Genomic DNA, 24,672 nt, shown 5'->3' with positions numbered 1-24,672 from the left:
GCACCTTGCCCGCGAAAAGGGCAAGGCTCGGCGACGCCCTGACCAAGTGAGAATTGGCAGAGCCAAGGCCACGCGTATCATCAAGTCATGACCGACGAACCCTCAAATATCGCTGAAGCGCAGGCAGATAGTGCGCAAGCAGCTATCAATAGCAAAGCGCACGCTGAGATGGGAACTGCTCCCATCGCTCACCCCTCGGTCAGCTTCATGCTGCAGCACCCGGCCCACATGATTGCGCTGGGCTTTGGCTCAGGCCTGCCCCGCATAGCACCCGGCACCTTCGGCACGCTATGGGCCTGGCTGGCCTATCTGGTGCTGGCTCAGTGGCTGGATAAAACACAGATCGGCTGGGTGATTGCCGCCAGCATCCCCGTGGGCTGGTGGGCCTGCACGGTCACCGCCCAGCACATGCGCGTGGCCGACCCCGGCCATATCGTCTGGGATGAAGTCGTCGCCATGTGGATCATTCTGTGGCTGTGCACACCTCTGGGCTTCTGGGGCCAGTTGGTCTGCTTTGCACTGTTCCGCTTCTTCGATGCCGTCAAACCCCAACCCGTCAAATGGGCCGACCGCCTGTTCAAAGGCTTCGGCCCGCGCGGCGGCTGGGGAATCATGTGGGATGACCTGGTGGCAGCCTTCTGCACGCTACTGGTGATCGCGCTGTGGCGGCATTTCTCTGCCCCCTGAGTCGCGCTTCGAGTCCTCCCCCGAGGGGGAACGACACCCTCGCCGCGAGGCGGCTCTTGCTCGGTGTCCCTTGCTCGGACGCGTTGCACTAATCCTGGCCCATGTACGGATGTTCAAAGAGTCAAAACACCATGCTCACAGAACCACAGCCCCGCATTGAAGAACTGGTTCAACAACTGGCAGCCAAGCTGACCGAAAAAGGCTGGATGCTGGCCACCGCAGAAAGCTGCACCGGCGGCATGATCGCCGCCGCCTGCACCGACCTCGCAGGCTCCAGCCAATGGTTTGACCGCGGCTTTGTGACCTATTCCAACGAAGCCAAGACCGAGATGCTGGGCGTGCCCGCCGAACTGATCACCCAACACGGAGCCGTCAGCGAAGAAGTCGTGCGCGCCATGGCCGAAGGTGCGATTCGCCACTCACGCGCTCAGGTCAGCATTGCGGTGACGGGGATTGCCGGGCCGCGAGGCGGGTCGGTGGAGAAGCCTGTGGGGACGGTTTGGGTGGGGTGGTGTGTCAACATGAAAGTCAGCTCAGTGTTACTACACGCACATGGAGAAAGAAATCAAATTCGTGAAATTATAAAAAATCAGTCATTACAAATATTGAATGAAATATTTAATAAACCAAGCTAGGTTGAAATCCACAATTCATTTGAACACCAACATCAACCTGTGAAAGATTTATACCCAGCGCCGTAATCAAAAGACCCAATATCCCATCTATAAGAAGTTTCAACGACCCCAATAAATCCTTCAAAATTTCCGAGCCTACCCCCTGACCCAGCAAGGCATCAAAAATACCATCCAATAATACAGTTCCGATTGAAAAATTCATATCAAAACTCTCCCATTTTTGATTATTTTTCATACTTGGAGGGTCTTTAAATAAATGCGCCGGAATATTTTTCTCAAAAGGGATTTTTAAATTCAAAGGAATACTTATCAATCCTAGCAAAAGCTTAACAGAGCTTCCTTCTGTTGAAACTTTCAATAGACCAGATCCTACATCAACATTCAAATATTTACTAGGATTGCATGAATACCCAACCACTTTAGCCGTTCCACTTGCAACCTCCAATTTCAACTTCAAATCCACTGTGGCAACAAGCGGCACAATCAAGCTGGCTTCTGTATTTAATTGTATTTGAGCTGTCTTCGCCTGAATGACATCAACAGCAGGATTCCCCAACGCCCACTGAGGAGGCTCTATCACCTTGAGTTTCAACCTTACATTTGCAATCAATAAAGATATGCCAAGATCAACATTTGCAGCATTTTTACTATTCGCTAACAGTATTGATGAAGAAACCAAGTCCAATAAATTAACCTTAGCATCCAAGGCAGTATCATTCAAACCCGCCCCCAAATTCAACAATTGAGAAAGCTTTACAGAAACCGGGCTAACTTTCACAGCTGCAAATATTTTTTCTAAAACTGCAACTTGAGCTGATGCCGTGGAGTCTTTTTGGACAAGCTCAATCATTGCCCCCAGCAAAACACCCACATTGGTATTTACATCTAGCAACCCCGTATAATCCCCCGCCTTTACATTTAATTTTGCAGCCAGTAAATTCAAGTACTGCAGCAGATCCAAATCGATATTAGCCAGCCCTCTCCACCCAATTGCATTTATATTTACTGTAGTCCCCAACAACCCTTTCAGCACAGGACTCAAAATTGAATCATCGGTATTAAGCGACAAGAGGGTTGTACGGGCAGTGATTTTTGCCAACTGAGGGGTCTGCCGTGCAATTGCTGCAGCGCTAACAGTTCTTTCTTCACTTCCTGAAGCAAAAAATATAAAAAGATATGGCACATTTCTTTTTATATTGACTTTACAGGCATTGACTTCTTTCGATTTTGCACCGGCAACCTCAAAACCTTTATTGTCATTGCCTGAATTACTGGCTATCCATTTCCCGATAGCAGTTTCCAGCAGATCGTCAGCAAGTAGCCCATTAGCAGACGCATTCAAATAGGCAGATGCACTTTTATTCGAGCTGCAAGATGATGCCAATGGCCCACTCGCCCCCGCTAGCGCCGCCAGATCCGCAATCTTCTGCAACTCACGCTTTTGCCAGAACACATTGCCGACATCAATGGTGGCCAGGCAGATCACGGCGATCATCAGCCATAGCGCGCCCAGCATCGCCACTGCACCAGATTGGCGACGTATGCGGGCACAGCTCAGACCTGTTGCAAAAGACGACATGTGGATAAACCTTGTGGCAGACGCTTATTTGCTACCGCCAGATTTGCTGCCCACTTGCGAATCCGAGCTTTCAGGAATCTTGTGGGTAAAGCTTTCGAGGTAGCGCGCATAGGTTCGCTGCGCCACATCGCTGGTCACAGGGTAGGCATTACGTGATGCGTACTGCCCTCCCGCCTGCAGTGCCAGCAAATAGCTGGTGGCATCACCCACGCGATTAGTCGCAGGCGGGTTCAGCGATGTGTTGCTGGGTGCCTGCGACTGAGTCACCGCAGCCTGTGCAGCGACTGTTGCCGCAGGAGTCGCTGATACGGGTGCAACGCTTCTGGGCGGACTCATATTGGTCACCCCGCTGCTGCTGCCTGTGCTGGTACTGGCCTGCTGCGCAAGGGCCGCCGAAGCCATACCTGCCGTCATGACCACCAGGGTGAATACACGAGCCAGCGTGACGGAAGGAGTCTGGATTTTCATAAAATTTCCTTTGAGGTTCACGCAAGCGAATCAGGGCCACACACGCTCTGGCGTGGCGGTCTTGGCTGAAGAGGCTGACTGGCTGCTGGCTTCGACTTCCGGGGTTTCAAAAAACAATCCCCCGGATGAGCTGCGGTGCGGCAATATGGCTTGCACCGTTTGCTTGCTGTCACTGACTGGATTGGCCAGACGAACGGCAGCAGGGCTTGCGACAGCCATGACGACGGAGCCTTCTTGCAGCGATCGCGCAGGCCTCGTGGGCTGAGGTGGCACGACGGACGGATTGAGAGACGGGTTGGCGGCTTCAGGTCGCAGCACAGGTGCCTGTTGCTCAGGCCATTTCTGCACGGCTGCGGGAGCAAGCGTTGCTACAGATACAGGAACTACTGGCGCTTTCTGCACGGGCGCAGGGGCCAGATAAGGCCTCACAGGCTCCTGCACCACGACGAGGGCTTGGCTGGCCGCTGGCACTGCGGGCTTTGGCTCGACTGGCGCACGCGTTGCAGCCACTTCTACGACTGGAGGCACAACAGCTACTGTTGCAGAAATATGAGCCACCGGCGCAGCCTGGACGGTCGCAGGTGCTGCATAGGCATAGGTTTGCGAAGCCGAAGGCGTGAACTGGCCTGGGTAGCGCGGGCGTGCTGAATCAAAGCTGCTGCCAGACACCATCCACTGCCCACCACTGGGCGCACGCGCCACGCTTTGCTGCAGCATGGGCTGCGCTGCGGGTAAAGGCAGATCGGCTACGGCAGCAGGCGCAGTGACAAACGTTGCAACCGCTACAAAAGCTGGCGGCTGAGCCGCAGCCATGACCGGAGCCTGTGCCACCTCAGGCTCCGGCAGGGATTTTTTTGCGGCAGGTACCTCCTGCAGTTGTGTAGGCTCTTGCGCAGGGGCAGGAGCAACCGTTTTAGCCACTGTTTCTGCAGGCGGCGTCACCTCAGGGCGCGAGAGGTTGACGACCTTGCCGGTAGCCTGCGTCGCGGGGTCTGGAACCGACGGAGCCGCAGCCTGCTTGGCGCCCTTCAGCCACTCGCTGGCTTGCTCCTTCACTGCCTGCTGAGTCTGCGCATCCAGCTTGCGCTGGCGCATGAATTCTTCGGCCTGCGGGGCCTGGCCGCTGACCATCATGAACAGGCTCAGGTTGACATTGGCCTGCGCATCTTCGGGGTTGAGCTGCGCAGCCTGCATAAGGGGAATGCGCGCCGCATTCAGGTCACGCGCACGCAGATGGGCATAGCCCAGATCGGTCAGCAACTGCGAATCCACAGGGTTGCTCATGCGCGCCTGCTCCATCTGCTGCGCGGCATTGCGAAAGTCGCCTTTCTCGGCCGCAATGCGGCCAAGACCGTAGCGTGCTGCGCCGTCCTTGGCACTGCCCAGCAAGCCTTGGTAAATAGTCGCCGCCGCATTGAACTGCCCCACCTGACGTAGCGCATCCGCACGCATCAATCGCGAATCGCTGGAAGCGCCCCATTGCTTGTCCAGCGCATCCAGGTGAGCGATGGATGCATACCAGAGCGACTTGGCCTGCATCTGCTTGACCAACGAGAGGTAAGTCTCCTGCGTGTTGACCACAGCTTCTTTTTCCAGCGGCATCTCGGCAGCTGCTTTGGCGGCGGGGGAGAGCACTGGCTGGTTCTGTCCTAGCAGACTGCCCATGCTGGAACAGCCTGCAAGCATGGATACGGCGACCGCAGCCAGTGGCAACATCAGGTACTGGTTTTTTCTTCTCATTTTGTCATCCCTCCCAGCGCGCGGATCACGGCCAGAAAGCCGGGGCCCGCTGTAATAATGATCAGGGCCGGAAGCAGCGTCACTACCATGACGCCCGTCATCTTGACCGAGATCTTTCCAATCAACTCTTTCATTTTGGCCTTGCGCTGTTCGCGCAGACGCTCGCCAAATACGCGCAGCGGCTCTTGCACCGCACCGCCATATTTATCGATCTGAGCCATCAGCGATGTCAGATTGGCCAGGTTTTCGTTTTGATAAACCTCGCTCATGCGGCCAAAGGAACGCTCACGCGTACTGCCTCGGCTGTACTGCTGATTCGCCAGCATCACCTCTCGAGAAAGCACGGGCATGACGTTGCCAAAGTCCGAGCCAATGACCTGTAGCGTCTGATCCAGACTCATACCCGTGCCCTGCAGCAAGCCCAGCAAATCCACCAGCAGCGGCAGCTCACGCGCCACACTGGCACGGCGGCGGCCAGCCACGCTGCGCAGCACCCATTTAGGAATCAGAAAGCCCACGGTGAACGCTGCAAAAAGAGAAAGCAGAAAATGTTCGCTGCCCGAAAACACAAAGGCGCAGAGTAGTGGAAGCATTACAGCGCATACGCTGCGTGCTATCAAATACTGCAGCTGTGAGCGGGAGGAGCCCCAGCCACATCGGCCCAGCAAGATGCGGTCTTCTTCTGCCACCAGCGCCTTGCCAAACGAGGTATTAAGCCAGTGCTCTGGCAAGGCTTCCTCGCCATCAAGAGAATTCAGAATATTCGCGGGTTTACCGGGCGCAGCAGGCGCCATCACACCGCTGCGATTGAGGGCATCCATCACGACCCGGCTGCTGCGTTCACGCCGCTGATGTCCGTAGGCAACAACACCCGCTGCAATCAAGGCAGCCAGTGCAAGAAAGGCCGCGCTCAGCATTAGAAGAAGACGTGAACTCTCCATTACTCAGCCCCTTCATCCAGCTTGGCCAGGCGGTAAAGCAGCATCACACCAAAAACCTGCAGCGCCGCAGCGGCCCAGATGATATTGCGACCACTGGCGTCGTTCCACATCTTCAAAAAGTAGCCTGCATTAAAGGAAATAATCAGCCCGCACACCGCGACTGGCAGCAGGCTCAGCACCCATGCAGACATGCGCGTTTCTGCCGTCATGGCGGACAAATCCTGCTCGGCTTGTTCACGATCGCGCATGAAGTTGGCGACACGCTCCAGCAGCAAATCCACTCGGCCGCCATATCGCACGCTGATGCGCAAGATGGCTGCCAGCAAATGCAGCTCATCAAGCCGCGTCTGGCGCGCCACATGGGCCACGGCGTTTTCAAGATCCATGCCTGCACGAGCCAGGCTGGCTGCTTTTTCCATCACCGACTGCAGAGGATCTTTGGTCGTTGCCGCCGCCATCTGGAATGCGGCTTGAATGGAATTTCCAATCGTCACCAGCCGTACCGTGTTGTCCAGAAACCCTGGCAACTGGCGCGTGAGCCGGGAACGGAACTTCTGCGCGCGCGAGTACAGAAAAAAGAAGAAGGCGATACCCAGCACCACCACTCCGGCACTGGCCGCCAGCCAGCCGGCGGTAAGGCCGACGACCAGAAACGTCAAAAGAATCAGCGCCAGCCCGCCATAGAACAGCTTGGCGCTGACCGTGCCAATCAAGATGGCTGGGACAGGCCAACTCGCTTTTTTGTCTTTGGCCAGCAAGGCATCGGCCACTGAGTTATCAAAGGCTGAGGCACTGGCATCTCTGGCCACAACGCCTGCTGCAGCGGCTGCGCTTTTTTCAAGGCTTTGCTCAAGATGCAGCGCCATCTGCCGCATCTTCTGCTGCCGTCTGGCAAACATCCACAGCACGACAGCCGCCGCCGCTATCAGCAGTGCAAGACTTAGCAGCAAGAAAGCGTTGCTAGCCATGGCGCATCCCTGCGTTGTTGCCCGCGTGCTGCAGCACTGCTCTGAAGCGCGCCAGCTTGGGCGTATGCGGCACCATGCCCAAGGTGGTCCAGCGCTCTTGGTCTTCACCCTCAGGCTGCGGCAGCAGCTCGTGCCGATAAAGCTCCTGCGTTGCAATCACGCTGTCGGTGATGCCGGTGACTTCGGTAATCGACGTAATGCGCCGCTTGCCGTTGGGCAGGCGACTGATCTGCACAATAAAGTCGAGCGCATTGGATATCTGGCGGCGCAGGCTGACTTCGCTGCCCTGAAAACCCGCAAAGCCCGCCAGCATTTCCATACGGTGCAGGCATTCACGCGGTGAGCTGGCATGAATCGTGGCCATCGATCCGTCGTGGCCCGTGTTCATGGCCTGCAGCATTTCCAGCACTTCAGCACCACGCACCTCGCCCACCACAATGCGGTCAGGGCGCATGCGCAAGCTGTTGCGCAGCAGGTCTCGAATGGAGACAGCGCCCGCACCTTCAAAGCCACCGGGTCGGCTTTCCATTCGCACCACATGTGGGTGCGGCAGCGTCAGCTCAGCCGTGTCTTCAATGGTCACAACGCGCTCATTGACCGGGATAAAGCCGGCAATCGCGTTGAGCATGGAGGTCTTGCCGCAGCTCGTCCCTCCGCTAATGAGAATATTGCAGCGCTCGCGCACGGCCAGCTCCAACAGGCGGGCCATGCCTTCATCCAGGGTGCCGAAATTAACCAGATCCTGCACCAACAGAGGATCATTCCGGAACTTGCGGATAGAGACGGCCGGGCCATCCAGCGACAGCGGCTCAATCACCACATTGATACGTCCACCGTCGGGCAGGCGCGCATCAACCATGGGAGTGGATTCATCGAGACGGCGACCCAGCGGCGAAATAATGCGGCGCACGATACGCAGCACATGGGCGTTATCGGTGAAGTGCAGAGTCTCCTGCTGCAGCACGCCTTTGCGCGAAACAAAGACATTTTTGTGGCCGTTGATCAGAATGTCTTCGACCTCGGGGTCGGCCATCAGATCATCCAGCGGTCCAAGGCCCGATAGTTCTTTGTTCAGGGCCTGCGCAATCCACTGCACTTCCTCGTCGTTGACGGGAAAGCGCTGCTGGCGCACAAACTGCTCGAGTTCTTGGTGCACAAACTGGCGCACCCGACTGGTCGACCATTTGGCAAAAACAGCGCCCAGCTCTTCCACACGTGTCAGCAGATGCTCATGTGCGACGTTCTTGATCAGCAGCAGCTGTTTGGAATCCGAAAAATTGCTGCTTTTTTCGGCGAAAACGATATCCATGCTCATTCGCCTCTCCTCAAACGCTTGGCCCATTGCCCCAGAATGCTTGGAGTTGGTGGTGCCGCCGCTTTGTCGCCAGCCATCGCATCGCCCAACAAGGTGCGCGCCATGCTCCGTATGCCCATCACGTAGGGATCGCCTCTCAGAGTTTGCGACAGCAGTTGCCCGCAGCTGGCGGCATTCAGCAGCACGGTGGTGCGGTCAGGCACCACATGCAGCAGATCAAGCCCCAGGCGCTGCGCCACTTCTTTTGCCGGCAGGCCGGCTTGTGCATTAAAGCGATTGAGCACCAGCTTGAGCGTGCGACGATCCACGCCCTTGGCATCCAGCTCCTTGAGCATCTGCGCCGTAGACACAATGCCGCCCAGCGACTGATCGCATACCACCCAGCCTTGCCCGCATTCGCGCAGTACGGGGGCCAGAAAGTCGGCCTGCATCATTCCTCCCAAGTCAATCACCTGCGCCTTGAGCAAGGCCTTGAGCCTACTGACCACACTGGCAGCCGCAGAAGGACTGACATCGCGCAGCTGCCCCAGGTCAGATGGCCAGGCAAGAGTTGCCGTGCCCGTAGAGTGCTTGGTAAAGGCGGAATCAATCAGCGTCGAATCCAGACGGCGCATGCTTTGCACCGCATCCACAAAACTGAAGTCACCCGCCACACTCAAATACAGCAAACCATCACGTGCCGGTAAACCCAGATCAAGCAGCGCTGCATGCGCGGCATCATCCTGCGGCAGCTGACTGGCTCCAAAAGGTCTTGCTAGCTGTTTGCGGCGCGTTGCGTCGCTCAGATCATGGGCCTGCATTTCCTGCAACATCACCGCAAGATGTGTGGCCAGCGTAGTAACGCCCATGCCCACGCGCGCGCCCAGCAAGGGCAGCGCGAAGCCTTGAGTCTCTGGCTCCAGCGCCAAAGCCGTTGCGGCAGGTGCCTGGGCGCGGGCTTGAAGCTGCTGTTTGATAACAATGCTGGCCTCGCCTTCAGTTGCCTCCCAGTCAATAAATTCAGCCACGCCGCATCGCAAGGCTGCACGCATGGAGGTCGGCTCTGCTGCCGCACCTGCGCCCATGATGATTACGCTAGGGATAATTCTTCGCAGCTCGCTCACCAGACCCACCGCTGCGTCTGTCATCGGTGAAGAAAAGTCCACCACCACAACTCCCATGCCGGGGGCAGAAATCGTCGACTGCAGCAACGCAAGGTCGTTGGCCACGGGAATCACTTCAGCGTCGTTACCCAAAGCGCTCGCCAACCAGAAGGCATGTGCTGACGATTGCGTCACCAGCACCACTCGCGCATTGCCAGCACCTGAAGAAGGCTGTGCGGTGTTGAGGTAGGAGGAGTCCATGCGCATATTCATGCCTCAACCCTTGCTCTCAACGCGAGAAGCCCGGTGCCACGCCGGGTGACAGGCCGCCAGCGATCCACGGGCCCCAGACAGAAGGGTTACGCTGCTCTGTGCGCCCGGGCAGCAATGCATCCACATTCACATCGCGGGCCAGCGGCTTGACCAGACGCGGTGTCACCACAATCGCCAGTTCGCTTTCCTTTTGCTGAAATTCCTGGCGTTTGAACAGCACGCCCAAGATCGGAATATCACCCAGCAAAGGTACTTTATCGGTAGCCGAGCTCGTGTGGCGACTGACCAATCCCCCAATCACAAAGCTCTCGCCATCCCCCAGCTCGACCGTCGTGTCAGCGCGGCGGGTCGTTATGGAAGGGACCGTAGCGCTATTGAGAACAATGCTGTTGGCGTAGTCCAGCTCGCTCGCCTCTGGTGCGACCTTGAGCGCAATGCGATCGTTAGACAGCACCGTGGGAGAGACGGTCAAGGCTATGCCATAGGGCTTGTACTGAATGGCCACCAGGCCGGTGCCAGCGGGCACAGGAACGGGTACCTCACCACCCGACAGGAAGCTGGCACTCTGACCAGACAGTGCGACCAGTGTCGGTGCCGCCAGCACCTTCGCCAGGTTATTGCCTTCGAGCATGCCGATATTGACGCCGATACCGGCCTTGTCAAACTGCATCAGCAAATTAAAGGCCTGAGTCAGTGGATTCGCAGCAGCACCGGGGATAGAACTCCCCCCACTAATACCGTAAGAGCCACGGCCAAATATACCGAAGCTAAAACCCGAGCTATTGGGCGCAGTGTTGAAAAGGTTGAGCCCCACCTTCTTCATCAGTGTCTTGTTGAACTCAACCACCTTGACGTCAACCTGCACCACATTGCTTTTGAGCTGAACGCTGGAAAGGTCCACGGTCTTGACCTTATCGCCAGATTGAGCGTTGGCCAACTCATTGGCAAACTGCTGCTCGATCAGGCTGGATGCCTTGGCCGTACGCAGTTCCACACGCTGCTGCACATTCAGCACATAGGTCTGAGCATGCGCTTCGCCACGCGGCCAGACCATAAATGAAGTGCCACCGGGCTTGAGCGGATTCAGCAAAATTTTGGCGGCTGCCCCCTTGCCCGAGCGCTTGATATGCACGCCCGCCACTGTGTCGTCCCCAATCGCAATGCGCTCTACACCATTGGGCAAGTTCAGCTCATGCTGGGTTCCCATGACGAGCTTGATTTCTTTCGCACCCGCAGCTTGGCCTGCTATTTTTTCAGAAGCGCCAACCGCTTGCTGTGCAAGCGCTGAACCACTAAACACCATCAACGCCAGGCTGCAAAGGACGGACAGACGATTCAGCGTCAAGGTGCGGGCAAAGGTAGAAGTCATCTTGTGATGCATAGATCAGTACCGCACTGTTTGGGAATTAGCACCGCGCACAAATTCAACAGACAAAGAGGGGTCTGCAGACGCGGTTCGGGCTCGGGGCACTGCAGGCTTTGCAACACCTGCCGTCATAGGCTTGGATGCATTCATGCGCCTTGCGGGAACCCCTGTGGAACCCGCCAAGGCACTCATCGCCACGCCTGCCTGCGCGGCATCAGCGCCTTCCAGAGGAGCATTGGCCGTTGCCCCTTTGGGCAGAGAAACAGCCAGCACGCCGGGCAGCGGCGCAAATTTTTCAAGATCAGGCTCACTCATATCCGTGGGGTTGCGCAAAGCCAGCACCAGGCTGCCGCTGGAGCCGCCCAAGGCCAGCTGGCTTACCTCTGCCACAGGTACCGCCAGCACGGCTGTGCGGGCGTTGTCAGGACCATTCGCTTGTTTGCCATCGGTCTTGTCAGCAGTGGTCAATGCATCCACCGATGCAGCGCCATAAGCCAGAACGCGCTTACGCGAAAGCAGCAAACGCGCCTGGCTTTGGTCAATTTCGGTGCCATCGCGGCGCAGTACAAAAAACACATCGACAAAGTCACCAGGCCGGATGCGATTGCCAGCGCCATTGCTCTCATCGACCTTGACCGCCACTGCGCGCTCACCATCAAGAACCTTGAGGGCCAATCCAGTAACCATCTGCCCCTTGAGCACCGGTGCGCCCTGGGGAATATCTACAGCGGGTACGGAACCCACAGCCGCAGGCACATCGTCATAAGCACCATCGGGTTTGGAAGGGAGGCCAGCGACCTGCAAGTCTTCGGCCTTGAACGCCTGGCCAGCAGGTATCGCTTTTGCAGCGACCACTACATTCACTGCTGCGCTGGATTGAGCACCAGAGCTTGATGTCTGCGCCTGAGGATCTGAGGCAGTCGGAGCTTTGGCGAGCATCCACCCATAAATGCCCAAAGCCAGCGCAACCGCCAGCAAAACACCGACCGCGATCTTTGCGACATTCACCATAACTTCCTCTCTTCTTGCCCAACATCTTTGGCTGAGCTTTCTATTTCATTAATCCAACAAACTAACCTGTGCCACTGCACCACCTCTTAACACATCAGGTGTAGGCAGACTTAAAAGTGGACCGAGCAATTTAGGAATCAAAGGGGAACTTGCATAGCTGTAATTAATGCGCACATTGACGCAGGAGAAGCCTGTGCTCGAAGATATTCCCGCGCAGTCACCAGAAGAGACATAAATACCTGCCGCATCGCCAGTCGAACTATCAATGCAAGAGCTTCCTCCTAAGCCGCTACCCATTTTTCTCAGCCAGTCCAAGGTTCCATTTGCCATTGCGCAAGCGGCATTTTTACGAGCAGCTAGCTGAGATGTATTAGCGGGCAGTTGGGCGGGATAGCGCACTGCGGCTCTGGCACCTTCTGCCGCGGCCAAGGTCAATGTCTGCTGGGCTGCGAATATCAGCCCGTATGTCACCACCGCATAAAAAATTAAAAAGAAAACAGGAAAGAGAATTGCAAATTCAACCGCTGCAGCACCTTGCTCATATTTCTTGATTTGCACATTTTCTCCTTCCCTATCTATTTTCTCAGTACCAAAACAATAATTGTGGCTAGCGAGAGATAAGTCACATAGGGAATAAATTTCCTCCCCTTGACTTCCACCTCTGAATTTATTGGAATCCATTTCCAAAAAAAATATTTGAAATTACTTTTAGCATATAACCCATGCACAACGGCAAATGCACAACTTAAAGCCCATACTATTAACAATAGCTCCCAACCTATCCACAGCCCTAGCACAGCTGCAAATTTCACATCTCCTGCGCTCATCATTTTCAACGCATAAAAAATTATAAGAACCAGCAAAGCTCCAAAAAATCCAAAAACACTATCTGCAATAGATATCTGTACTGGATGCGTTTCAGGAATCAGAATGGCGGAAACCAAAGCCAATCCAAAACCTGAAATCACATACCAGTTATAACATTTTCGATAAATCGCATCGAAAACTGCTCCTAAACATATCCACAATAGGAATATGAAGCTCATGCAAATGAGATTTTATGGTTTCGGCAAACTAGTTTTAATTTTTTCAAAAATTTCATTCAGTTTTTCACCGATACCAGTTGCACCAGCAATAATTCCGATAGAAATCAACCCCGCAATCAGCCCATACTCAATAGCCGTTGCACCTTCTTCGTCGCGCCAGAATTTAACGATTTGGTCTTTCATGATCAGCTCCTTCAACAATCAGGTTTAAGAATCGCTGTGGCGACCTTTTCGACCACCGCGGTACTGATCTTACGAAGATGGAAACATTTTGAAATATTTGAAATAGCTATCAACAACTTCACAACATAGCTCTTGGCAATTATTTTTCATTGATAAGCAGTTCCCGAAAAACCAAAAACCCCAATAAAAACAAACACTTTTTTTGCTAGCGCGAGACAAACGGCAGGTCTCAAGTACAACTCTCACACTGCAGCCCTCTTTCAAGCTACACAATCTTCATTGGTTTCCTACAGATTATTTGATTTAGTCCTACATTGACTAATCGGGTTAACCCTTTGCGTCTGTTGCAAAAACAAAAAGACCTGCCAGCAGCAGGTCTTTAGAGAAAGCAAGAAATGGCCTGAATGGCAGAAATTCCGAAAGAATCACTGCAAGGCTTTAATCAATTTAAGAGCGATGTCTTGTAGTGGCGGCCCCAGCTTTCGATAGCTGTCAAGCAATCGTTGCTCGTCGGTGGGCAGCGATGCGGTCTCGCTGTGCAGGCCCTCCATCAACTCCAGTGCCGTTGTCTGCAATCCCACCGCGAGACGGGAGAGCGTGTCGTTCTTGAGGGTGCGGATGGCACCCGATTCAATCTGAGATATCGCGGAAGCCGTGACATCCGCCATCTGCGCCAGCCGCCCCTGGCTCAAGCCCAGCTCTTGTCGCCGTGCGCGTATGCGTTCACCTAAATGTGTCGTCATCAACCTAACTAACCGATCTAACTTTGCTTGCAGCCTCTAACAAATCAGAGGCTGCAAGCAAAGGCCGCCCTGCGGCGATGCAGCCGTCCCCTTTGGGGGGAAGCGGCAAGGCCGCTCAGGGGGTAGCCTAGTTAGGCACCATGGCACTTCTTGAACTTCTTGCCGCTACCGCAGTGGCAAGGATCGTTACGGCCGGGCTGCTCGCCCTTGACGATGGTTTCCTGGCGGGGGCCCATGCTCTTCCATAGGCGATGCAGGTCATACACGGCCCAGATGGCTTCACCAAAGGCGTCCACGCGCTCCTGGCTGGTCGATGCAGGGCCCGATTCTTCGTACAGGTTCAGCGCAGGAGTGTCTGTGTCGTCTTCGGTCAGGTTGACGATGAACTCCATGGCAGCATCCAACCACTGGGCAGCTTCCTTGTCACGGGGAGCGGCCCATTCTTCGGCCCAGTTTTCCACCACGAACATGAAGCCCAAGGCCCACACTTGCGAAAAGGAAGGAATCTCTTCGTCCGCCAGCTCGGCCTGTTCGGCTTCTGGCAGGATCAGGATGGCGCCACGGGTGTCCAGCGCTTCGGGCTGGAAGGCGACTTCGTCAGCCAGAGACTTGATGTCGGTGTTCAGTTGCTCACGCACTTCGTTCATGCGCAGCTCGAACAGCTCCATGAAACGCGCTTGCTGGGCTTCGTCCTTGAAGGCTTCCAGCTTGGGCAGGGGCTGACCGGCGGCCACGTCCAGCGTTTCACCGTCGCCCAGCAGCATGGGCAGGTATTCAGCGGCTTCAATGGGGCGGCGTGTGCAGACCAGAGCGGTCAGAAAACCGTCGCAGAACTCCCACTGGGGGATTTCATCGCCACGGGTGCGCATTTCGTCGAGCAGGGCATCCAGCTCTTCAAGCTGATCGTTGCTCAGTGCGCCCTCAGGCATGTCGGCGGAGGCCGCATCTTCTACGGCGGGGTTGGGTGCTTGTTCTTGCATAGGGAAAGGCTTTTATGATGGCCCGGACTGTTTTCATCACTATCGAGGAGCAGGGCCGGGCGATGGACCAAGGGGACTGAAGCATCTGGTGTAGATGCGCCCCGTACAGGACTGAATTTTAGCGGGCCACCATCAACACCCCCTGCCATGGGAGTATCTGCAGTGAATCGTTTTCTCAATAGTCTGCCCCTGCGTTACGGCGCTCTGATCGTTTCCGTGGTCGTTTTTGGAGCATCGCTCTATACGCAGACAACCGCTGGCAAGGGCTTGTGGTGGCTGATTGCCTCGGCTGTGCTGGTGCTGGTGGGCCTTCACGATCTGCTGCAAAAGCCCCATGCCATCTTGCGCAACTACCCCATCATGGGTCACTTTCGCTTCTTTTTTGAATTCATCCGCCCCGAAATTCGCCAGTACTTCATCGAAGGCGACACCGAGGCCCAGCCCTTCTCCCGCGCTCAGCGTTCACTGGTCTATCAGCGCGCCAAGGGGCAGGTGGATAACCGCCCCTTTGGTACCCAGCTTGATGTGGGCCAGCAAGGCTATGAGTGGGTCAACCACTCCATGCAGCCGACCAAACTGGGCTCCCACGACTTTCGCGTGTGGATTGGAGGCTCGCCAGAGCAGGCTCAGGAAGGCCACGAGCCCTGCAGCCGCCCCTATCACGCCAGCGTCTTCAATATCTCGGCAATGAGCTTTGGCGCGCTGTCGGGCAACGCCATTCAGGCGCTGAACCAGGGTGCCAGGATGGGCGGATTCATTCACGACACGGGTGAAGGCTCTATCAGTCAGTACCACCGCATGCATGGCGGTGACCTGATTTGGGAAGTGGCCTCCGGCTACTTTGGCTGCCGCAACGCGGACGGCACATTCAGCGAAGAGAAATTCATCGCCAACGCCACCGATCCACAGGTCAAGATGATTGAGCTCAAGCTCAGTCAAGGTGCCAAGCCTGGCCACGGCGGCATGCTGCCCGGAGCCAAGGTCACTGCTGAAATTGCAGCGGCTCGCGGCATCCCTGTGGGCGTGGACTGCATTTCGCCCTCCAGCCACAGCGCATTCTCAACCCCTGTGGAGCTGATGCAGTTCATCGGCAAACTGCGTCGCCTCTCAGGCGGCAAGCCCACGGGCTTCAAGTTCTGCGTAGGCCACCCCTGGGAATGGTTTGCCATGGTCAAGGCCATGCTCGAAACCAATATCACGCCCGACTTCATCGTGGTCGATGGCGCTGAAGGCGGCACCGGAGCGGCACCTGTGGAGTTTGTCGACCATGTGGGCGTGCCACTGCAAGAAGGTCTGCTGCTGGTCCACAACACGCTTCTGGGGGTGAATCTGCGCCACCGCATCAAGATCGGCGCGGCGGGCAAGGTCATCACCGCCTTTGATATCGCCCGCATGATGGCTCTGGGCGCCGACTGGTGCAACTCGGGGCGCGGTTTCATGATGGCGCTGGGCTGCATTCAGGCCCAGAGTTGCCACACAGGCACCTGCCCTACCGGCGTGACCACTCAGGATGCCGTGCGCCAGCAGGCGCTGGTGGTGCCCGACAAAGCCACGCGGGTGGCCAACTTTCACAAAAACACGCTGCACGCGCTGCAGGAGCTGGTGCAGGCCGCCGGGCTCAAGCACCCGAATGAGATTACAGCCCATCACATCGTGCGAAGGCTGGACGATACGCAGGTCAGCCTGCTGTCCAACCTGATCCTGCGCGTAGAGCCGGGGGGCCTGCTTCAGAACCTGCAGCGCCAGCACAAGGTCTTTCAGAATTACTGGCCGCTGGCCACGGCGCAGAGCTTTCAGCCCCTGCATGAACCGGTTCTGCGCCCATCTGCTCCGGCCAGTGCCGACAACGCGGCACAATCGCAGACTTTGCCTTTGCGCCACGGTATCTGGACCTGAGAAGCCAGAACCCAGCGCCTGCCAGACCCTCCGCCGTGACATTTCAGGATAATCCCGCTAAAGCCCATATGCAAAAAGCGCAGACAGCTATCAATTACGAAGCATTTCTGCGCGAGCATCTGAACCAGCCCCACAGCATCATGCGTTATGAGCTGGCACATGAAACCCTCTGGGTCAAATGCGCCAGCAAAGGCAACCCGGCCTTGAACTACTGGCTGCTGAGCACGCTGGCCAAGCTCTTCAGTGCCGCCGTGCTGCAACCCGTGCCCAACCCTGGCGGGGCCGAGTCCATTCAGACCGAGGTGCGACGTCTGCGCAACTTCAAGGCCAAAGGCTTGCGCGTGCCTGAAGTGCTGGCCACGACGGAGCAAGCTTTTGTCATGCGCCATCTGGGCAGACCCGGCGAAGAAGCGCCGTCGCTGAGCAACGCCATTGAAGACGCCATTGCCCAAGGCTCAGCCGCCACCCTCACGCTGTGGCGACAGGGTCTGGATGCGATTCATGGTGCGCACACCAAGGGCGAGGTGCTCAGCCAGGCCGTGGCCCGCAACATGGTGGTCTGCGCAGATGGGGTGATTGGCTTTATCGACTTTGAAGATGACCCTGCCGCCCACCTGCCCCGCGCCGTGTGCATGGCGCGTGATGCGCTGAACTACGCCCAGTCCACTGCCCTGTTTTTGCAACAGGCGGGGGCGATGGAGGAAGCCCAAAAGCATTGGCTGGCCTTTATTCAGCAACTGCCCGCCGATGCCCAGCAAGTTCTGGCCCGTACGGTCAGCAAACTGAGCTGGGTGCGCTTTCTACCCCGCAGCAAGCGGCTGGGTCGCGACACGCTGCGCGTGCTGGCGGCCTATGATTTGCTGGCGTCCACACGCTAAAACACCAGGGCATCAATTTTCATAGCTGCTCGCGCTTGAATATCAAGCACCAGAAGCCAAAAACACCATAAAAAAGCCCTGCATGCAGGGCTTTTTTTTCCGCGAATTACGCCTGTCGAGGCTCAATCGTCAACTCTACATCGTTGGCATCCGGCACCTTGCCGTCCAGCGCGGCATTCAGCTGCTCATAGTCGAGCGCCTTTTCCCACTTGGAAACCACCACGGTGGCCACGGCGTTGCCGATAAAGTTGGTCAGCGAGCGGCACTCGGACATGAAGCGGTCCACACCCAGAATCAGCGCCATGCCGGCCACTGGCACTTCAGGCACCACGGCCAGAGTAGCGGCCAGGGTAATGAAGCCCGCGCCGGTCACGCCCGCTGCGCCCTTGGACGACAGCATGGCAACCAGCAGCAGAGCGATCTGGTGACCCAGCGTCAGATGCGTGTCGGTGGCCTGAGCGATGAACAGCGCCGCCAGCGTCATGTAGATGTTGGTGCCGTCCAGGTTGAAGGAGTAACCGGTGGGAACCACCAGACCCACCACCGACTTGCTGCAGCCAGCCTTTTCCATCTTCTGCATCAGCGAAGGCAGAGCCGACTCCGACGACGAGGTACCCAGTACCAGCAGCAGCTCGTCCTTCAGGTACTTGATCAGCTTGATGACCGAGAAGCCGCAAGCACGGGCCACAGCACCTAGAATCACCAGTACGAACAGCGCCGAGGTGATGTAGAAGGTCAGCACCAGCTCGGCCAGATTGACCAGCGAGCCCAGACCGAACTTGCCGATGGTAAAGGCCATGGCACCAAAGGCACCGATGGGGGCGAACTTCATGACGATGTTCACCAGCTTGAAGATGGGCTTGGTCAGCGACTCCAGGAAATTCAGCACGGTCTTGCCGCCTTCGCCGGCCAGCGCCAGCGATACGCCAAACAGAACCGCAACCAGCAGCACCTGCAGGATGTTGTCACCCACAAAGGGACTGACCAGCGTCTTGGGGATGATGTCCATCACAAAGCCGGTCAGCGTCATCTCGTGCGACTTGGCCACATAACCCTTGACGGCGCTCTGATCCAGATCGGCGGGGTTGATGTGCATGCCAGCGCCTGGCTGCATCACGTTGGCAACCACCAGACCGACCACCAGCGCCAGTGTGGAAAAGGTCAGGAAGTACGCCATGGCCTTGCCGAACACGCGGCCCACGGCGCTCAGGTGCGTCATGCTGGCAATGCCGGTGACGATGGTCAAAAAGATCACCGGCGCGATGATCATCTTGATGAGCTTGATGAACGCGTCGCCAAACGGCTTCATGGCCTCGCCATAAGCCGGCGAGAAGTGACCCAGAAGCACGCCCACGATGATGGCGAACACCACCTGAAAATACAGTTGGCGGTAAAACGGCAGGTGCTCGCGAGGAGCGGATTCAGTGGGTATTGAGTGCATGCTGCATCTCCCGAAATGAGGGGCGCACCACCGTGGTGCACCGATTTGTTGCCGTTTGTACCCCCGCGCCGTTTTTGTGCCGATAACCTATTGGTATTAGATGCAGCCTGCCCCCCTAGGAGAGCAAGTACAAACCTAGGGAAACCCCTAGTGCACCACAATCCCCTTGAACGCGTCTGCCCACCCACACTGAGACGCCTGATCGTCCATAGACCCCGCGCTCCGAGTTCCATCTTGTGCCCAATCTCGTTCAAAAATTTGCGCGAAACCGCCTGCTTCTGACCCTGCTCGTCGTGCTGGCCGGCATGCTGCTGTGCATGTTTGCCGCCAGCCGCATTGCGCTGCAGACCTCGCTGCACGACGAGAGCCAGAGCGTGCAGCGCCAGCTCACCCTCCACGCGCAGGCCATGCTGCAGCGCGTGGACCGCTACCGCACCCTGCCCGAGGTGCTGGCGCTTGATAACCAGCTCAAAGACGCACTTACCCACCCTTTGAGTGCGGCGGAGGTGGACAAGCTCAACCGCAAGCTGGAGCAAGCCAACGGCGCCAGCCGCGCCTCCACCCTCACCCTCATCGACAAGGGGGGCAGGGCACTGGCCGCCAGCAACTGGCGCGACTCGCACACCAATGTGGGCGAGGACTACAGCTTTCGCCCCTACGTCACACAGGCGCTCAGCCATGGCAGCGGCCGCTTTTACGGCATCGGCATGACGACCGGCCTGCCCGGCTACTTCCTGTCTCAAGCCATTCGGGCGGATGACGGCTCTGTGCTTGGCCTCATCGCTATCAAAATTTTGCTCCAGGAACTGGAAGGCGAATGGCTACAGTCGCCAGACATCGTGCTGGCATCCGATGAGCATGGCGTGATCTTCCTGTCCAACCGCGATGAATGGCGCTACCGCCTGCTGCAACCGCTTTCCGCCAAAGACCAGCAGGAAGTACAGGACACGCACCAGTACGCAGACCAGACGCTGCAACCGCTGAGCTACCGTCTCAACCAGACCGCTGAAGGCCGTGGCGTACTGGCCTCCTTCAGCCAGCCCCAGTTGGCCGACCCCGTGCTCTGGCTGCGCATGGACTTGCCAGAAAGCCGCTGGCAGCTGCACCTGCTGCACGACATCAGCCACAACCAGTCCACCAGCCACTGGGCCGCCATTGCCGCAGGCGGCCTGTGGCTGGCTGCAGCGCTGCTGGTGCTCTACATACGCCAGCGCCAGCGGCTGGCCGCACTGCGCCAGCGCAGCCGCAAAGAATTGGAAACCGTGCTGCACCAGCACGCACAGGAGCTGCGCACCGCCCAAGACGGCATTGTTCAGGCCGCCAAGCAGGCCGAAACCGGCCTCTCCCGCAGCCTGCAGCACCTGCCCCAGGGCGTGGTGGTGGTCGACCCGCAATTGCGGCTGGTTGCGTGGAATTCACGCTATATCGAGCTATTTCGCTATCCACCCGAGCTGATGCGCGTGGGCCAGCCCATTGAGACCTTGATACGCCACAACGCCAAGCGCGGCTTGCTGGGCAAGGGCGATGTGGATCAGGCCATACAGCGCCGGCTAGAGCACCTGCGCAGCGGCAGCCCGCACCTGCATGAAAGTGCCAAGGGCGATGGCACGGTGCTGGAAATTCGCGGCAACCCATTGCCCGACGGCGGTTTTGTCACCAGCTACGCCGATATCACCAGCTACAAAAACACCGCTCGCGAGCTGCGCAATCTGGCCGACACGCTGGAGCAGCGCATTGCTGAACGCACGCACGATCTGGCGCAGGCCAAGCAAGAGGCAGAACGCGCCAACCGCTATAAAACCCGCTTTGTCGCATCCGCCGTGCACGACCTGCTGCAACCGCTGAACGCCGCACGCATCTTCACCAGCCTGCTGCCCGCCTACCTGCAAGACGATGCAGGCCGCCTGTTGGCACAGCGCGTGGACAAGTCACTGGCATCGCAAGACGCCATCCTCACCAGCCTGCTCGATATCTCGCGCATGGAGTCGGGCCAGCTCGAAGTCCATGTGCGCGACTTCACCATCAGCTCGCTGCTGGAAGTGGTGCACAACAACTTTGCGCTGCAGGCTGAGCATGAAGGCCTGAGCCTGCGCTGCATCCCCAGCCAGCTGGTGGTGCGCAGCGACGAAGCCCTGCTGCGCCGCATTCTGCAGAACTTTGTCTCCAACGCCATCCGCTACTCACACAAGGGTCGCATCGTCGTCGGTTGCCGCCGTGAACACCGACCCAATGGCGACCATGTCCGCATCGAGGTACACGACCAAGGCCCCGGCATTCCACCCGCCCTGCAAAAAGAAATCTTCGAAGAATTTCGCCGCCTCGACGAAGGCCATGCCGACGACCGCGGCACCGGCCTGGGCCTTGCCATCGTCGAGCGCCTTGGCAAGCTGCTGGGCCATGAAATCGGCCTGCGCTCAACGCTGGGCAAAGGCAGCATCTTCTGGGTCAGCGTGCCACTGGGCAACGCCGCAGCCGTGGCACCCACCTTGCAGGAACCATCACCCAGCACGCGCAGTGACAGCCCGCTGCAAGGCGCCGCCATCTGGTACGTAGAAGACGACCCCCCCACGCGCGATGCCACCTGTGCCCTGCTACAGCGCTGGGGCTGCAAGGTACTGCTGGCCGCCAACGCCCCCGAGGCACTGGCACACGCCCAACCCGGCAACGCCCCGCAACTCGTACTGCTGGACGTACACCTGGGCCAGCTCTACGGCCCCGATGTCTATGCCCAGCTCTGCGACCGCTGGGGCCAGCAGCCGCCCGTCATCCTGCTCACCGCCGAAGGCGACAGCACCCTGCGCCGCCAGGCCGCCGAGCGCGGCTGGGGCTTTCTGGCCAAGCCGGTGCGGCCACCGGCGTTGCGCGCGCTGATGAGCCAGACCTTTCTGCGCGGTCGCGAGGGCGGGAACCAATGAAACACTTCATCCGAAAAACTCACCCTAGCCCTTCAGGACATGCGCAGAGTGCTATGAATTTCAGCCATCAAGCGCATGTGAGACGAGAGCGACAGAATTCAGCCCGGCATCTGCCTCCTGAGTGCACCGCCGATACGCAAAGATCGCTGCGGCGTTTTCTTCGGTATGCTGCTTGGGCAGCTGCGTGTTTTCGGCCCCACCTTCACAGGCAGCACCGTTCGTTACTCCCGATCAGGCAGCATGAACCATAGACCCCTTGAATCCAGCATCCCTCCCGGCAGCCGCGTCTCAGAACTGCTGGCCGGAGCCAGCTTTCATGACTCCTGGAGCATCACCTCGAACGCAGTCGGGCTGTCGGCACTGGAGCAGTTCATGCTGGCGGCGAAGCGAACGCCTCGCTGGATCGAGATCTGCATGCAGGCCCGCAATCTGGCTGGCCGACTGGTCGGCCTCAAGAACCTTGGAACATTGTCCGCAATAGAGTCCGGCAAACCCGCATCCGCTTATCAGCCGGGCGATCGCGTGGGCATCTTCACGGTATTTGAAAACACCTTCGACGAGGCCCTCATCGGCGACCGGGACAAACATCTGAATGTGGTGCTTAGCATCCACCGCAAGGACGGCATTGAAGCTCACAGCACCGTCATCACCGTGACCACCGTGGTGCATGTCAAGAACGCGCTGGGTCGCCTCTACATGCTGCCCGTCAAACCCATGCACAGGCTTATCGCTCCCGCGGTGCTGTCCCACCTGGGAAGGCGATCTCATGCCGCATGAAGGTCTAATCCCGCCGATGTCAGCTGCCCCCTGAACTGATCCCCAAACCATGCGCACCTACGATGGCATCGCCCATCAACACAGCAGTGAAGACGGGAGCCGGGAGAAGTCCCTGCCCCTCATCGTCAATCTGCTCGGTTTTCCACCTGCAGCAGAGGATTTGCGCTATGCGCTGGGCTTTTATGCGGGAGGCTGCGGCATGGATGACCGCTTGGCCATCCGCTGCCGAGTCGATCCTGCCCTGTGGCCTGAGGTCGTTCTCAGACTGCGCCTGAGGTCCATCCACGAAGTGCCGGGTGATACGGACTGGGAAGAGGACTTTCGCTGGCTGATCGATGCCGAAGATGTCGCGGGCCCTCTCGACACGCACTGCCATCGCTTCATCAATGCTGCAAAGCATGACTTTCAGGATGAAACCGACCATCGCTGGCAGATCTTCTTTTCCCATGGCAGCGATATCAATGCCTGGTGTGCCGTTTGGCGTAGCCAGGAACATCTGAACTATCTAAGCTTCGATCAGGGCTGACATGCCGATGGCGGCCCGTCTCAACACAGGGGGATCGCCAGATGCTGAAATCCTATCGTGCCAGCTGCCATTGCAGCCGGGTTCAGATTGAAGTCGGCCTGGACCTGAGCCAGCCCAGCTATCGCTGCAACTGCTCCATCTGCAGACGCAGCCGCTTCTGGCCCGCCATCGCCAGACCCGAGAATTTCCGCCTGATTACGGGTGAGAAGGAGCTCAGTCTCTATGTGTTTGGCCCGCAAAAGAACCAGCATTTTTTCTGTAAACGTTGCGGCATCCGCGTCTTTGGCGTAGGCAACGACACGCCGATGGGCCAGATGTACGGCATCAATATCGGCTGCCTGGAAGGCGTGTCGGAGCAGGAGCTGTCACGGATTCCCATCACCTATGTCGATGGCATGCATGAGCGCTGGGACGCAGCGCCGGAGTTCTTCACCCATCTGTAGCCAGCAGACTCCGCCGACGCAGCATAGATCTTCAACCAAATCGGCAGAAAGTCCTTATCCATCAAGCGCCAATAGCTATCAAAAAGGAAAGCCATCACACCTCGTGATCGTTCTCCAGACTCTTCACCAGAACCGCCGCCTGCGTCCTTGAATAGCATTCCAGCTTCTTGAGAATCGCCGTCACATGCACCTTCACCGTGTTCTCGGCCAGGCCCAGCTCATGGGCAATCTGCTTGTTCAAAAGTCCATCCGCAATGCACAGTAACACCCGAAACTGCTGAGGGGTGAGCTGGGCCAGACGAGCGGCCAGTGTGGCATCGGCTTCAGAGCGTTCTGCCACCATGGATGGAAAGCTCACATCGCCGTTGAGCACATCGTCAATCGCTGCACTCATGTCCTCAGCGGCGGCGGACTTGGAGATAAAACCAGCCGCGCCAAACTGCTGGGCACGACGGATGATGCGCGAGTCATCGTTGGACGAAATCACGATCACCGGCACCTGCGGATATTCACCGCGCAAATGCAGCAGCGACGAAAAACCGCGCGCGCCGGGCATGGCAAGATCCAGCAACACCAGCTCGATCTCGGGATGCTCCTGCATGGCGGTGCCTACAGTCTGGGCGCTGGCCGCTTCAACAATGCGAAATTGCGGATAGCGGTCGTGCAGCACCTGAATCAGCGCCGCGCGAAACAGCGGATGATCATCGGCAACGAGAAGAGTGGGCAGGGACATGGCCCGGAGTCTGCCACGGCTGGCATGGCCGCGCATCTGCAAAAAC

24 protein-coding genes are annotated in these 24,672 nt (G+C 57.6%); 8 read left to right on the top strand and 16 right to left on the bottom strand.

Features of this window, described 5'->3' with window-relative positions:
* Positions 1-87 precede the first annotated feature (87 nt).
* Both HF327_RS07140 and HF327_RS07135 read left to right on the top strand, forming a co-directional pair.
* Positions 88-687, top strand: coding sequence for a phosphatidylglycerophosphatase A family protein (locus HF327_RS07140; RefSeq protein ID WP_169107587.1), 600 nt, complete (start codon positions 88-90; stop codon positions 685-687).
* Between the two features lie 101 nt (positions 688-788).
* Complete coding sequence (locus tag HF327_RS07135) at positions 789-1,322, top strand: CinA family protein (protein WP_236024090.1); 534 nt, start codon at positions 789-791, stop codon at positions 1,320-1,322.
* On the opposite strand, the gene HF327_RS07130 is transcribed toward HF327_RS07135, so the two are convergent.
* The 14 genes from HF327_RS07130 to HF327_RS07065 all read right to left on the bottom strand — a co-directional run bounded on the left by HF327_RS07130 (position 1,306) and on the right by HF327_RS07065 (position 14,966).
* On the bottom strand, positions 1,306-2,901 hold the full coding sequence (locus tag HF327_RS07130; RefSeq protein WP_169107586.1) for a pilus assembly protein TadG-related protein: 1,596 nt from the start codon (positions 2,899-2,901) through the stop codon (positions 1,306-1,308). The two genes, HF327_RS07135 and HF327_RS07130, sit on opposite strands and share 17 nt — an antisense overlap.
* A gap of 24 nt (positions 2,902-2,925) precedes the next feature.
* The gene (locus HF327_RS07125) at positions 2,926-3,369 is read right to left on the bottom strand and encodes a DUF3613 domain-containing protein (RefSeq protein ID WP_169107585.1); all 444 of its coding nucleotides are present in this window, start codon (positions 3,367-3,369) and stop codon (positions 2,926-2,928) included.
* A gap of 30 nt (positions 3,370-3,399) precedes the next feature.
* Entirely contained in the window at positions 3,400-5,109 is a 1,710-nt protein-coding gene (locus HF327_RS07120; RefSeq protein WP_169107584.1) for a tetratricopeptide repeat protein, read from the bottom strand.
* Positions 5,106-6,050: a type II secretion system F family protein gene (locus HF327_RS07115; RefSeq protein ID WP_169107583.1), complete on the bottom strand. Its 945-nt coding sequence runs from the start codon at positions 6,048-6,050 to the stop codon at positions 5,106-5,108. Before HF327_RS07115 ends, HF327_RS07120 begins: the two co-directional genes overlap by 4 nt.
* Positions 6,050-7,018 (bottom strand): type II secretion system F family protein, encoded by a 969-nt coding sequence (locus HF327_RS07110; protein WP_169107582.1) that lies wholly within the window; start codon positions 7,016-7,018, stop codon positions 6,050-6,052. The genes HF327_RS07115 and HF327_RS07110 overlap by 1 nt, the downstream gene beginning before the upstream one ends.
* A complete protein-coding gene (locus HF327_RS07105; protein WP_169107581.1) occupies positions 7,011-8,333 on the bottom strand; it encodes a CpaF family protein in 1,323 nt (440 codons plus the stop codon). Before HF327_RS07105 ends, HF327_RS07110 begins: the two co-directional genes overlap by 8 nt.
* On the bottom strand, positions 8,330-9,676 hold the full coding sequence (locus tag HF327_RS07100) for an AAA family ATPase (protein ID WP_236024089.1): 1,347 nt from the start codon (positions 9,674-9,676) through the stop codon (positions 8,330-8,332). The genes HF327_RS07105 and HF327_RS07100 overlap by 4 nt, the downstream gene beginning before the upstream one ends.
* A 28-nt stretch (positions 9,677-9,704) precedes the next feature.
* Positions 9,705-11,057 carry a type II and III secretion system protein family protein gene (locus tag HF327_RS07095; protein WP_236024088.1) on the bottom strand — a complete coding sequence of 451 codons (1,353 nt, stop codon included), beginning with the start codon at positions 11,055-11,057 and terminating at the stop codon, positions 9,705-9,707.
* Positions 11,058-11,072: 15 nt separating this feature from the next.
* Positions 11,073-12,065 carry a Flp pilus assembly protein CpaB gene (gene cpaB / locus HF327_RS07090; protein WP_169107579.1) on the bottom strand — a complete coding sequence of 331 codons (993 nt, stop codon included), beginning with the start codon at positions 12,063-12,065 and terminating at the stop codon, positions 11,073-11,075.
* A 48-nt stretch (positions 12,066-12,113) separates the two neighbouring features.
* The gene (locus HF327_RS07085) at positions 12,114-12,623 is read right to left on the bottom strand and encodes a TadE family protein (RefSeq protein ID WP_169107578.1); all 510 of its coding nucleotides are present in this window, start codon (positions 12,621-12,623) and stop codon (positions 12,114-12,116) included.
* 17 nt (positions 12,624-12,640) lie between these two features.
* Complete coding sequence (locus tag HF327_RS07080) at positions 12,641-13,111, bottom strand: A24 family peptidase (RefSeq protein ID WP_169107577.1); 471 nt, start codon at positions 13,109-13,111, stop codon at positions 12,641-12,643.
* A 12-nt stretch (positions 13,112-13,123) separates the two neighbouring features.
* The gene (locus tag HF327_RS07075; RefSeq protein ID WP_169107576.1) at positions 13,124-13,294 is read right to left on the bottom strand and encodes a Flp family type IVb pilin; all 171 of its coding nucleotides are present in this window, start codon (positions 13,292-13,294) and stop codon (positions 13,124-13,126) included.
* A 425-nt stretch (positions 13,295-13,719) separates the two neighbouring features.
* Complete coding sequence (locus HF327_RS07070; RefSeq protein ID WP_099735414.1) at positions 13,720-14,037, bottom strand: helix-turn-helix domain-containing protein; 318 nt, start codon at positions 14,035-14,037, stop codon at positions 13,720-13,722.
* A gap of 131 nt (positions 14,038-14,168) precedes the next feature.
* Entirely contained in the window at positions 14,169-14,966 is a 798-nt protein-coding gene (locus tag HF327_RS07065) for a YecA/YgfB family protein (RefSeq protein ID WP_169107754.1), read from the bottom strand.
* 198 nt (positions 14,967-15,164) lie between these two features.
* On the opposite strand from HF327_RS07065, the gene HF327_RS07060 reads away from it, so the two are divergent.
* Together HF327_RS07060 and HF327_RS07055 are read left to right on the top strand one after the other, a co-directional pair.
* Positions 15,165-16,913, top strand: a complete 1,749-nt coding sequence (locus HF327_RS07060) for an FMN-binding glutamate synthase family protein (RefSeq protein WP_169107575.1) — start codon at positions 15,165-15,167, stop codon at positions 16,911-16,913.
* 68 nt (positions 16,914-16,981) lie between these two features.
* Positions 16,982-17,791, top strand: a complete 810-nt coding sequence (locus tag HF327_RS07055; protein WP_169107574.1) for an RIO1 family regulatory kinase/ATPase domain-containing protein — start codon at positions 16,982-16,984, stop codon at positions 17,789-17,791.
* 106 nt (positions 17,792-17,897) lie between these two features.
* On the opposite strand, the gene HF327_RS07050 is transcribed toward HF327_RS07055, so the two are convergent.
* Positions 17,898-19,232 (bottom strand): dicarboxylate/amino acid:cation symporter, encoded by a 1,335-nt coding sequence (locus tag HF327_RS07050; RefSeq protein WP_169107573.1) that lies wholly within the window; start codon positions 19,230-19,232, stop codon positions 17,898-17,900.
* 305 nt (positions 19,233-19,537) lie between these two features.
* Here HF327_RS07050 and HF327_RS07045 point away from each other — a divergent pair, with 305 nt between their 5' ends.
* From HF327_RS07045 to HF327_RS07030, 4 genes are all read left to right on the top strand, one after another.
* On the top strand, positions 19,538-22,147 hold the full coding sequence (locus HF327_RS07045; protein WP_169107753.1) for a hybrid sensor histidine kinase/response regulator: 2,610 nt from the start codon (positions 19,538-19,540) through the stop codon (positions 22,145-22,147).
* A gap of 240 nt (positions 22,148-22,387) precedes the next feature.
* Positions 22,388-22,924, top strand: coding sequence for a DUF2867 domain-containing protein (locus tag HF327_RS07040; RefSeq protein ID WP_169107572.1), 537 nt, complete (start codon positions 22,388-22,390; stop codon positions 22,922-22,924).
* A 49-nt stretch (positions 22,925-22,973) separates the two neighbouring features.
* A complete protein-coding gene (locus HF327_RS07035; protein WP_169107571.1) occupies positions 22,974-23,450 on the top strand; it encodes a hypothetical protein in 477 nt (158 codons plus the stop codon).
* 41 nt (positions 23,451-23,491) lie between these two features.
* Positions 23,492-23,893 carry a GFA family protein gene (locus tag HF327_RS07030; protein ID WP_169107570.1) on the top strand — a complete coding sequence of 134 codons (402 nt, stop codon included), beginning with the start codon at positions 23,492-23,494 and terminating at the stop codon, positions 23,891-23,893.
* 94 nt (positions 23,894-23,987) lie between these two features.
* Here the strand turns inward: HF327_RS07030 and HF327_RS07025 are convergent, their stop codons facing one another.
* Positions 23,988-24,626, bottom strand: a complete 639-nt coding sequence (locus HF327_RS07025) for a response regulator (RefSeq protein ID WP_169107569.1) — start codon at positions 24,624-24,626, stop codon at positions 23,988-23,990.
* Positions 24,627-24,672 lie beyond the last annotated feature (46 nt).

Origin of the sequence: Comamonas suwonensis (assembly GCF_012844455.2) — a bacterium.
GTDB lineage: Bacteria > Pseudomonadota > Gammaproteobacteria > Burkholderiales > Burkholderiaceae_C > Comamonas > Comamonas suwonensis.
The sequence above is the reverse complement of the archived record's forward strand: the minus strand, read 5'-3'. Positions and strand labels throughout refer to the sequence as shown.

Excerpts from the sequence above, each read along its gene's own strand:
- HF327_RS07140 (WP_169107587.1), top strand. The coding sequence starts at position 88 with ATGACCGACGAACCCTCAAATATCGCTGAAGCGCAGGCAGATAGTGCG.
- HF327_RS07135 (WP_236024090.1), top strand. The coding sequence starts at position 789 with ATGTACGGATGTTCAAAGAGTCAAAACACCATGCTCACAGAACCACAG.
- HF327_RS07130 (WP_169107586.1), bottom strand. The coding sequence starts at position 2,901 with ATGTCGTCTTTTGCAACAGGTCTGAGCTGTGCCCGCATACGTCGCCAA.
- HF327_RS07125 (WP_169107585.1), bottom strand. The coding sequence starts at position 3,369 with ATGAAAATCCAGACTCCTTCCGTCACGCTGGCTCGTGTATTCACCCTG.
- HF327_RS07120 (WP_169107584.1), bottom strand. The coding sequence starts at position 5,109 with ATGAGAAGAAAAAACCAGTACCTGATGTTGCCACTGGCTGCGGTCGCC.
- HF327_RS07115 (WP_169107583.1), bottom strand. The coding sequence starts at position 6,050 with ATGGAGAGTTCACGTCTTCTTCTAATGCTGAGCGCGGCCTTTCTTGCA.
- HF327_RS07110 (WP_169107582.1), bottom strand. The coding sequence starts at position 7,018 with ATGGCTAGCAACGCTTTCTTGCTGCTAAGTCTTGCACTGCTGATAGCG.
- HF327_RS07105 (WP_169107581.1), bottom strand. The coding sequence starts at position 8,333 with ATGAGCATGGATATCGTTTTCGCCGAAAAAAGCAGCAATTTTTCGGAT.
- HF327_RS07100 (WP_236024089.1), bottom strand. The coding sequence starts at position 9,676 with ATGGACTCCTCCTACCTCAACACCGCACAGCCTTCTTCAGGTGCTGGC.
- HF327_RS07095 (WP_236024088.1), bottom strand. The coding sequence starts at position 11,057 with ATGACTTCTACCTTTGCCCGCACCTTGACGCTGAATCGTCTGTCCGTC.
- cpaB (WP_169107579.1), bottom strand. The coding sequence starts at position 12,065 with ATGGTGAATGTCGCAAAGATCGCGGTCGGTGTTTTGCTGGCGGTTGCG.
- HF327_RS07080 (WP_169107577.1), bottom strand. The coding sequence starts at position 13,111 with ATGAGCTTCATATTCCTATTGTGGATATGTTTAGGAGCAGTTTTCGAT.
- HF327_RS07075 (WP_169107576.1), bottom strand. The coding sequence starts at position 13,294 with ATGAAAGACCAAATCGTTAAATTCTGGCGCGACGAAGAAGGTGCAACG.
- HF327_RS07070 (WP_099735414.1), bottom strand. The coding sequence starts at position 14,037 with ATGACGACACATTTAGGTGAACGCATACGCGCACGGCGACAAGAGCTG.
- HF327_RS07065 (WP_169107754.1), bottom strand. The coding sequence starts at position 14,966 with ATGCCTGAGGGCGCACTGAGCAACGATCAGCTTGAAGAGCTGGATGCC.
- HF327_RS07060 (WP_169107575.1), top strand. The coding sequence starts at position 15,165 with ATGGGAGTATCTGCAGTGAATCGTTTTCTCAATAGTCTGCCCCTGCGT.
- HF327_RS07055 (WP_169107574.1), top strand. The coding sequence starts at position 16,982 with ATGCAAAAAGCGCAGACAGCTATCAATTACGAAGCATTTCTGCGCGAG.
- HF327_RS07050 (WP_169107573.1), bottom strand. The coding sequence starts at position 19,232 with ATGCACTCAATACCCACTGAATCCGCTCCTCGCGAGCACCTGCCGTTT.
- HF327_RS07045 (WP_169107753.1), top strand. The coding sequence starts at position 19,538 with ATGCTGCTGTGCATGTTTGCCGCCAGCCGCATTGCGCTGCAGACCTCG.
- HF327_RS07040 (WP_169107572.1), top strand. The coding sequence starts at position 22,388 with ATGAACCATAGACCCCTTGAATCCAGCATCCCTCCCGGCAGCCGCGTC.
- HF327_RS07035 (WP_169107571.1), top strand. The coding sequence starts at position 22,974 with ATGCGCACCTACGATGGCATCGCCCATCAACACAGCAGTGAAGACGGG.
- HF327_RS07030 (WP_169107570.1), top strand. The coding sequence starts at position 23,492 with ATGCTGAAATCCTATCGTGCCAGCTGCCATTGCAGCCGGGTTCAGATT.
- HF327_RS07025 (WP_169107569.1), bottom strand. The coding sequence starts at position 24,626 with ATGTCCCTGCCCACTCTTCTCGTTGCCGATGATCATCCGCTGTTTCGC.